At 58.4% G+C, this 8430-nt stretch carries 7 protein-coding genes and 2 pseudogenes; 3 read left to right on the top strand and 6 right to left on the bottom strand.

Translation table 11 applies throughout. From position 1 onward, the window contains the following. The first annotated feature begins 466 nt into the window (after positions 1–466). The 3 genes and pseudogenes from AB5Y85_RS15175 to AB5Y85_RS15165 form a co-directional block, all read left to right on the top strand. Positions 467–1225: a flagellar motor protein gene (locus AB5Y85_RS15175; RefSeq protein WP_005351127.1), complete on the top strand. Its 759-nt coding sequence runs from the start codon at positions 467–469 to the stop codon at positions 1223–1225. Then, positions 1203–2078: a flagellar motor protein MotB gene (locus AB5Y85_RS15170; protein WP_101529948.1), complete on the top strand. Its 876-nt coding sequence runs from the start codon at positions 1203–1205 to the stop codon at positions 2076–2078. Before AB5Y85_RS15175 ends, AB5Y85_RS15170 begins: the two co-directional genes overlap by 23 nt. A 117-nt stretch (positions 2079–2195) precedes the next feature. Continuing rightward, positions 2196–3044: pseudogene (locus AB5Y85_RS15165) on the top strand (IS5 family transposase); the annotation flags it as partial. Positions 3045–3078: 34 nt separating this feature from the next. On the opposite strand, the pseudogene AB5Y85_RS15160 reads toward AB5Y85_RS15165, so the two are convergent. From AB5Y85_RS15160 to AB5Y85_RS15135, 6 genes and pseudogenes are all read right to left on the bottom strand, one after another. Then, positions 3079–3572: pseudogene (locus AB5Y85_RS15160) on the bottom strand (IS3 family transposase); the annotation flags it as partial. A 66-nt stretch (positions 3573–3638) separates the two neighbouring features. Further along, complete coding sequence (maiA, locus tag AB5Y85_RS15155) at positions 3639–4274, bottom strand: maleylacetoacetate isomerase (RefSeq protein WP_005361400.1); 636 nt, start codon at positions 4272–4274, stop codon at positions 3639–3641. Between the two features lie 139 nt (positions 4275–4413). Continuing rightward, positions 4414–5409, bottom strand: coding sequence for a fumarylacetoacetate hydrolase family protein (locus AB5Y85_RS15150; RefSeq protein WP_257688069.1), 996 nt, complete (start codon positions 5407–5409; stop codon positions 4414–4416). Between the two features lie 10 nt (positions 5410–5419). Then, a complete protein-coding gene (locus AB5Y85_RS15145) occupies positions 5420–6571 on the bottom strand; it encodes a homogentisate 1,2-dioxygenase (protein WP_219270372.1) in 1152 nt (383 codons plus the stop codon). Then, positions 6564–7700, bottom strand: a complete 1137-nt coding sequence (hppD, locus tag AB5Y85_RS15140; RefSeq protein ID WP_257688068.1) for a 4-hydroxyphenylpyruvate dioxygenase — start codon at positions 7698–7700, stop codon at positions 6564–6566. Before hppD ends, AB5Y85_RS15145 begins: the two co-directional genes overlap by 8 nt. Before the next feature lie 224 nt (positions 7701–7924). Next, positions 7925–8430 (bottom strand): haloacid dehalogenase-like hydrolase (locus tag AB5Y85_RS15135; RefSeq protein ID WP_368221702.1); only part of this gene is annotated, 506 nt, incomplete at its 5' end.

Below are 8430 nucleotides of genomic sequence, written 5' to 3'. Positions count from 1 at the left end.
GTAAGCTATTGAAATTGAAGGTTATATTTGTGCTGTGATGTACGAGAATGAGGGTTCGAATCCCTCCCTCACCGCCAAATTTAAAAAAAACCGACCTCAGGGTCGGTTTTTTGCTTTCCGGCAAACGCAAACACCTATGCCGACAAGTGAGCCAGAGCCACGCAGTGGCAGATCATCCACGCACTCATCCCCCGGTTTGCAAAGCCCTGATGGAACATCACTGCTTTTCGTATTGCCAGCTCCCGCCCCCTACCTTGCTTTTGTGATTGCCCCACCCGACAAGCGTTCCTTCCTGTCACAACAGGAGCAACAAGATGATTGCAATGCCATCTTATGGCCGCAACACGCCTTCTTTTATGGACGTTACCCAGCGCCCATTAATTGCTCAGCGATTGGATTTCATTTTGAAAAACTGATACTTAAGTAGCTACACTAGCAATTATCAACATGCAGGGACGTGTAAAAGATGAGCTTGATTGGCTTGGTACTGGCGTTGATCGCCATCCTTGGCGGCAACATGATCGAGGGTGGTCATCCCAGTGCACTGCTCGATCTGCCCGCATTTCTTATCGTGATAGGTGGCACCATAGGTGCTGCGCTGACCCAGTTCCCTTTCTCCGTCGTCGGCAGCACCATGAGGCGTTTCAAATGGCTGCTCTCTCCCCTCAAACTCGACCTGCTGGAACAGGCCCAGTTGCTGGAGACCCTGGCAGGCAACGCCCGCCGCAGCGGTATGCTGGCGCTGGAAGGGATGATCGAGGAGATCAAGGATCCCTTCCTGAAGAAAGGGGTGCAGATGATGGTCGATGGCTACGAGAAGGCCAAAATCCACGAGGTGCTGGAGAACGAGATCGAATTTGAACAGGAAGATCTCGAACAGACGGTCAAATTCTATGAAGCCATGGGCGGCTACTGCCCGACCATGGGGATCGTCGGGGCGGTATTTGGCCTGATCCACGCCATGGGTCTGCTGGATGCCCCCGACAAGCTGGGCGGCGCCATCGCGGTGGCCTTTATCGCCACCATCTACGGGGTATCCGCAGCCAACCTGATCTTCTTGCCGTTCGGCAACCGCTACAAAGGGTTCGCCCACCAGATCCGCCACTACAAGGAGATGACCCTGACCGGCATTCTCTGCATCGTGGATGGCGAATCCCAGGCACGCCTGCAAGTTACCCTCGAACCTTATCTGGGAGGTCACGGTGGCCAAAAAGAAAAAGGCTGAAGCACCGGAGAACCATGAACGCTGGCTGGTCTCCTATGCCGACTTCATGACCCTGCTGTTCGCCCTGTTTGTGGTGCTCTACTCCTTTGCCATGGCAAAGCAGTCCGAAACCCGGGTGCTTATCCAGGGCTTTATCGAGTCGCTGGGTAAAATCGGCCTCATCTCCCCGCCTGCCGGCTCACCTTTGATGCAGGGGGGCACAGGGATTCTCGAGCCAGAATCAAAAACTACGCCGAGCAGCCCGAAAGAGGAGACTGTGCTGGAAAAAGATGCCCCCATGGCGGCATCGGACCCCTTCAACGAGACCATAGGTGCCTCGGAAAAACCGAGCGCCACCGAAGCTTGGCCCCACAAGACCAAGGAGCAGGAGTGGGTGCAGGTGACCAAGCAGAAGCTTGAGCAACAGCTCAAGGCCCAGATCGAATCGAAGGATCTGGAGGTCGAGCAGCTTGGCAGTCAGCTGGTGATCCGCATTGGCGAGAAGGCGCTGTTTCCCGCCGATTCGGCGTTCCTGCAGCCCCAGTTCATCCCGCTGGTCAACAAGATCGCCGGCATTTTGGCCAACATCCCGGGGCAGGTAGTGGTCACCGGTCATACCGACAACTCCCAAGCGCCGGTGGAGCTCTATCGCAACAACTGGGAGCTCTCGGTGCTGCGGGCCTCCTCCATCGTGCAGACCATGCTGACCAATCCCCAGCTGGATGCCAGACGAGTCATCGCTCAGGGGGTTGCCGACACTCAACCCCGCTTTGCCAATGACACCCCCGAACATCGCCAGGCAAATCGCCGGGTCGATATCACCCTCTCTCAAGGCAAGGCAGCAGAAGAGTCGCTGCAACTGCTCAAGCCCTGATCCCCCCGCTCCCGCTTCGCGCGGGAGCCTCTTTTGAACACAGAATCCTGTTATGTCTATTTGTGTTATTGTCCAAATCAAGGAACTAACTGAGGACTTGGTGATCTGATCACCACCATCCTCTTCAAGTCTGCATCATGGGTCACCAACTGGCCTCAATACAACAAGTCTTTGCTTAACCGTGGTTCACTCACCTTCTGGGTTGATGCCGAGGCCATGCGTAACTGGTTTCACCACGACCATCATAGGCGGCGGGGACGCAGCCAGCTCTACACCGACCAAACCATCTCTACCTTCCTGATGCTCAAGGGGATTTTCAGCCTCACGCTTCGCGCAACTCAGGGGCTACTCGACTCCCTGTTCGAGTTGATGAACCTACCGCTTTGTGCCCCCGATTACAGTTGTGTCAGCAAGCGGGCCCGTACGGTAGCTGTGGCCTATCGACAACCCGCCAAGGGACGTATCACCGACCAGGTCATCGACTCGACCGGCCTGAAGGTATTTGGTGAAGGCGAGTGGAAAGTCAGAAAACACGGTGCCGAGAAGTGGCGAGTGTGGCGCAAACTGCATCTGGCGGTGGACCCAGCAACTCACGATATCGTGGCAGCGGAAGTCTCGCTGGAAAATGTCCATGATGCCGAGGTGCAGCCCACCTTACTCGATCCCCTGCGGCGCAAGCTGGGCCGTATTTATGCGGATGGCGCCTACGACAGCAAAGCCAGCCATCAGCTGATAGCAGGTAAAGGGGCGACAGCCTGTATCCCGCCTCGCAAGAACGCGGGGTTATGGAAAAAGGGACACCCAAGAAATGAGGCCGTGCTGGTGATGCGCAAGGAAGGGTTGGCGCACTGGAAGAAGATATCGGGGTATCACCGGCACTCGCTGGCAGAGACGGCGATACATCGGTTCAAGCAGTTGCTGGCGGGGAAAATCAGTCTGCGTAACTACAACGGACAAGTGGGAGAAATGAGGTGTCCTGACAAGATCGGACAGTCCCGGATCAAGCAGCCTGAGCTGTTCTCCAATACCTCTTGTTAAACTCCGTCGGGCTGACATTGCCAAGTCGTGAATGCCGACGTTGGCGGTTGTAAAAAATCTCTATGTACTCCTGGATCGCTGCCTTGGCCTCCGCTCTCGTCTTGAATCTATGGTGGTGAACCAGTTCATTTTTAAGAGTCCCCCAAAAGCTTTCTATCAGGGCATTGTCGAAGCAGTTCCCCTTGCGTGACATGGAGGTCTGCATACCAAATTGTACCTGGAGAGCCCGGTAAGCCTTGGCACACCCCGGTCTGTGTGATGGATAAGCCCAACAGGCTGCCTCTTCTGCTGCACATTCTGCTGCACAGCCCGAAACAGCGCCTGACTGACCAACCCGGTGGTCATTCGCTCTCCCATCACATAACCCACTATCTCACAGGTAAACACATCCTTGAGACCAGCCAGATAAAGCCAACCTTCGTCGGTGGCGATATAGGTGATATCACAGGTCCAGACTGAGATGACGGGAAAATAACGCGCGGGATGGCGTGCTGACGCCATCCCGCGATTCAAGTCAGTAGGTCACTGCGCGTCCGGCTGGTTGGCAGGGGCCGCCTTGATAAAGGCTTGCAACTGCTCGCAGTTGGCGACGATGCGACGGATGGTGGGGTAATCGTCCAGGGTCATGTCGTAGCGGCGGGCGTTGTAGACCTGGGGCACCAGCATGCAGTCGGCCAGGGTCACTTCGTTACCGACGCAGTAGACACCGGCGGTGGTCATCAACAGCTGTTCGAGGGCGGTGAAGGTCTCGTCAATCCAGTGGCGATACCAGCGGGCCTCCTGCTCGTTGTTGGCCCTGAAGTGCTCTTCCAGATAGTTGAGTACCCGCAGATTGTTGAGCGGGTGAATATCGCAGGCGATCATGTTAACGATCTGGCGCACCCGGGCCCGCGCGTCGGGGGAAGAGGGCATCAGAGAATAGGCGGGATAGGTCTCGTCAAGGTACTCCATGATGGCGACCGACTGACCGATCTGCACATCGCCATCCACCAGAAACGGCACCAGCCCTTGCGGATTGATCCGGCGATAGGCCTTCTCGCTCTGCTCGCCTTGCCGCAAATTGATGGGATGCTGCTCATAGGCGAGCCCCTTGAGCTGCAACACGATCCGCACCCGAAAACTTGCCGACGAACGCCAATAGCCAAACAACTGCAACATAATCTGTCCCTGCATCTTATCTGGGCCCGAAGCCCGGCAGGTGCTCGCCACCTGCCTCCTTGTGTATCCGGCACCGGTTGAGGGCTCGTCGTGATCCGGACATATCCCGAATATCCTTGCCGCCAACCGGCGCTGGCCATCAACCTCCCTGACCGCTCGCTGGCACCACCTGTTGAGAGATGGTGCCAAACAGGTTTTGGCCAGAGCGATCTTCCATCGCGATCGACACTCTATCACCAAACTGCAAATAGGGGGTTATAGCTTGATCACAATCAAGAATTTCCAGCATGCGGCGCTCGGCGATGCAGGATGAACCGGCGCTGCGATCGTAGTTGGAGACGGTACCCGAGCCGATGATGCAGCCCGCACCAAGGGGACGGGTCTTGGCCGCATGGGCAATCAGCTCGAAGAAGTTGAAGGTCATGTCCACCCCGGCATCCGGTGCGCCAAACAGGGCACCATTCAGATGGGTGTGCAGGGGCAGCATCACCTTGCCATCACGCCAGTCATCGCCCAGCTCATCCGGGGTGATGGCCACCGGCGAGAAGGCGCTGGATGGTTTGGACTGGAAGAAGCCAAAGCCCTTGGCCAGCTCCCCCGGGATCAGGTTGCGCAGGCTCACGTCGTTGACCAGCATCAGCAGCTTGACGTGACTGGCGGCCCCCTGCGGGCTCACCCCCATCGGCACGTCGTCGGTGATGATGGCGACTTCCGACTCGAAATCGATCCCCCACTCTTCCGAACCCATCACGATGGGGCCACGGGGGGCGAGAAAGCTGTCGGAGCCCCCCTGATACATCAACGGATCGTGCCAGAAGCTCTCCGGCATCTCGGCGCCGCGCGCCTTGCGCACCAGCTCCACATGGTTGACGTAGGCGCTGCCATCGGCCCACTGGTAGGCACGCGGCAAGGGAGAGAGGCAAGACGCTTCGTCAAAGGGGAATGCCTCACCAACGTGGCCCTCGTTAAGCTGCTGATAGACAGCCTCGAGCCTTTGGGCAACCTCGGCCCACTCGTCGAGGGCGGTCTGCAACGTCGGGGCAATCTCGCTCACCCGTACCGCCCGGGTCAGATCCCGGCTCACCACCACCAAAGCGCCATCGCGCTTGCCATTGTTCAATGTTGCCAATTTCATAAGCGATTCCTTATTTACCGGCAGCAGCGTCCGGGCGCTGCCAGCTGGAGACATACCGGGTGTTCTCGATCCCTTCGCACAGACTGCCGACGTTCAGCGCATCGCGGGTATCTAGCATCACCGCCACCTCGTCGGTGAACTTCTTGGCATAGGCCTGCCCTGCCGCAAACGCCTTGGGATGGGGGCCGTGGGTGAAACCGGCGGGATGGAAGGTGACCATGCCCCGCTCGATATTGTCCCGGCTGAAGAAATCCCCGGCGTGGTAAAAGAGCACCTCGTCGTAATCGTCATTGCTGTGATAGAAGGGCACCTTGAGGGCGCCGGGATCGCTCTCGATGGGGCGTGGCACGAAGGTACAGATCACGAAGCGGCTCGCCACAAAGGTCGAATGAGCCGACGGCGGCAGATGGTAGCGGTGGCTCATCAGCGGGCGGATATCGCGCCAGTTGAGGCGCACCACGCACAAGTCCCCGTGCCAACCTTGCGCATCCAGCGGGTTGAAGGGCCAGGTGATGACCGACACCTGATCGTGGCGCTTCACCTGCAGCGACCAGGGATTCTCATCCTGCTGGGCCAAAAAGCGCTCGTTGATGGCGGGCACATCGAGCGCAGTCGGGTCGAAGATGGCGTGATTGCCCACCAGCCCCTTGTCCGGCAGCTGGTAGCTGTCGTTGGTCGCCTCGATCATCAGGATGAACAGGGGCGCCGTCGGCTCGATGCGCCACATGGTGCCACGGGGGATCACCACGTAGTCGCCATCGCGAAGAGTCAGGTGGCCGTAGTCGCAGAAGAACTCACCGCCCCCCTCGTGGATAAAGAGCAGCTCGTCGCCGTCGGCATTGCGCACCAGAAACGGCATCGCCTCGGAGAGCCGCCAGACTCGGTAGCGGCAGTGGGGGTTGCTGAGAATGTCGGGAGCCACCCAGGGAGAGAGCGAGCTTACCTCCTCCTGGAGGGCATTCAAGTCAAACAGCCGTGGCCGCAGCGGCCCTTCCCAACTGCTCCAGTCGGTGGGGGCATGCTTGTGGTGCATGTGGGTAGCTGGGCCAAAAAAGCCGCTGCGCCCCAACTCGCGCTCATAGATGGCCTGCTCCGGCAGATCGGCATGGGCCTGTCGGGAGTGGGTCCCCTCCCGATGGGGGAAGTTAATCCAGTTACGCATTGCTCGCACCCTCTTTGCGGGCACCCTTCTCATCCTCACCGCCACCCAGCACGCCGCGGCGGATCTGGTCCAGCTCTATCGATTCAAACAGCGCCTTGAAATTGCCCTCGCCAAACCCTTCGTTGCCCTTGCGCTGGATGATCTCGAAGAAGACCGGGCCTATCACGGTATCGGTGAAGATCTGCAACAGGATGCCATCCTTGGTGGGGGAGCCGTCGATGAGGATGCGCAGCTCTTTGAGGGCCGCCAGATCCTCCTGATGCCCCTCGACCCGGCTGTTCACCTTCTCGTAGTAGGTATCGGGCGTCGGCATAAAGCCGGTACCACGGCTGCGCAGGGTGCGGATGGTCTGGTAGATATCGCTGGAGGCCATGGCGATGTGCTGGATCCCCTCCCCCTTGTACTGACGCAGGTACTCCTCGATCTGGGACTTGTCATCCGCCGACTCGTTGATGGGAATGCGGATCTTGCCGCAGGGGGCGGTCATGGCGCGCGAATGCAGCCCGGTCAGCTTGCCCTCGATATCGAAGTAGCGAATTTCGCGGAAGTTGCCGATCCGCTCGTAGAAGTTGGACCAGACATCCATATTGCCGCGATGCACGTTGTGGGTCAGGTGATCGATCTCCATAAGACCGGCATCTACCTCTGCCATCCGGGCCTGCCAGTCGGGGTAGAAGACAAAATCCACGTCATAGATGGAGCCCTTGTCGCCATAACGGTCAACAAAGGAGAGAGTGCTCTCGCCGATACCGTAGATGGCGGGAATATTGAGCTCCATCGGGCCAATCTTGCCGACAAAAGGCTTGGCCCCCTTGGCGATGGCGTACTGCTGGGCTTTACCCGCATCGCTCACCCGAAATGCCATGCCGCAAACGCTCGGTCCGTGCAGGCTGGCAAACTGCTCCGCCTGGGAGTGAGGCTCAGCATTGACCACAAAGTTGATATCCCCCTGCCGGTAGAGCCAGCACTGTTTGTGTTTGTGCTTGGCGACCTCGGCAAACCCGAGCGAAACAAACAGGCTCTTGAGAGCGGCAATCCCCTTGGCATCGGGGGCTGTGTACTCGACAAACTCGAAACCGTCAGTGCCTAACGGATTGATGGTGTGGGTGGCGGAAGAGGTGGCATTCATCGGGCGCTCCTTGCTCTTGATTCGGTTAAAACGGATTGCGGCACGCAGCGGTGCGGCAAGTGTTAACAACTTGTTTCATTAGATGCAGGGCGTAGCCGGAAGAGAAGAGGCGGGCTGCAGATAGTTTTTCGCAGCTGGAAGCAAAATATGTAAATGGATTGTGACATTCAAGCCGCAGCCCTGCGGATCAAAGTGTGACGACCCGCATGGCTGTCAGTTTTGCCTTACAGTTGCCAGTTTTTGACCATCAGATGGGGCAAGCGGGCACGGGCTTTTTGCAGTCGCGTGGGCGTCGGATTGATCAACCACGCCTCTTTCCCCAACCCCAGCAGCGGCAGATCGTGTAGGCTGTCGCTCAAGGCCAGCTCGGCATCGAGGGCGCAAATCTCCGGCAGCAGCTTGTGCTGGCCGTGGCAATAGAAGCGCGGCATCAGGCCGCCAAAACGGTAGTGCATCTGCGAGCCAATGATCCGGTGGGGCAACTGGCCGGGCAGTTGCTGATAGAGCTGGGCTCGCACCAGCGCGCAGGGGCTGGCGGAGATCACCCAGCAGCGCGCCCCCTCGTTTTGCAGCAATTCGCGAGCCTGACGATACAGCCCCGGCCTGGTGCGGCAATAGGCGCGCACCAGCTTGCGCCAGCCCAAAGGAGAAAGCCCCAATGAGATGGCCCACCAGATAAGGGAGATACCGCACCGCCGCTGGTTGGGTAGCAGCTGACTTGGCAACAAAT

This window comes from Aeromonas sp. R3-1 (assembly GCF_040908345.1).
Classification (GTDB): domain Bacteria; phylum Pseudomonadota; class Gammaproteobacteria; order Enterobacterales; family Aeromonadaceae; genus Aeromonas; species Aeromonas veronii.
Note: the sequence above shows the minus strand (reverse complement) of the source record. Positions and strands in the feature narration are given on the sequence as shown.

What these genes read in the sequence shown, in the direction of transcription:
- AB5Y85_RS15175 (WP_005351127.1), top strand. Translation starts at nt 467, where the DNA reads ATGAGCTTGATTGGCTTGGTACTGGCGTTGATCGCCATCCTTGGCGGC.
- maiA (WP_005361400.1), bottom strand. Translation starts at nt 4,274, where the DNA reads ATGTTGCAGTTGTTTGGCTATTGGCGTTCGTCGGCAAGTTTTCGGGTG.
- AB5Y85_RS15150 (WP_257688069.1), bottom strand. Translation starts at nt 5,409, where the DNA reads ATGAAATTGGCAACATTGAACAATGGCAAGCGCGATGGCGCTTTGGTG.
- AB5Y85_RS15145 (WP_219270372.1), bottom strand. Translation starts at nt 6,571, where the DNA reads ATGCGTAACTGGATTAACTTCCCCCATCGGGAGGGGACCCACTCCCGA.
- hppD (WP_257688068.1), bottom strand. Translation starts at nt 7,700, where the DNA reads ATGAATGCCACCTCTTCCGCCACCCACACCATCAATCCGTTAGGCACT.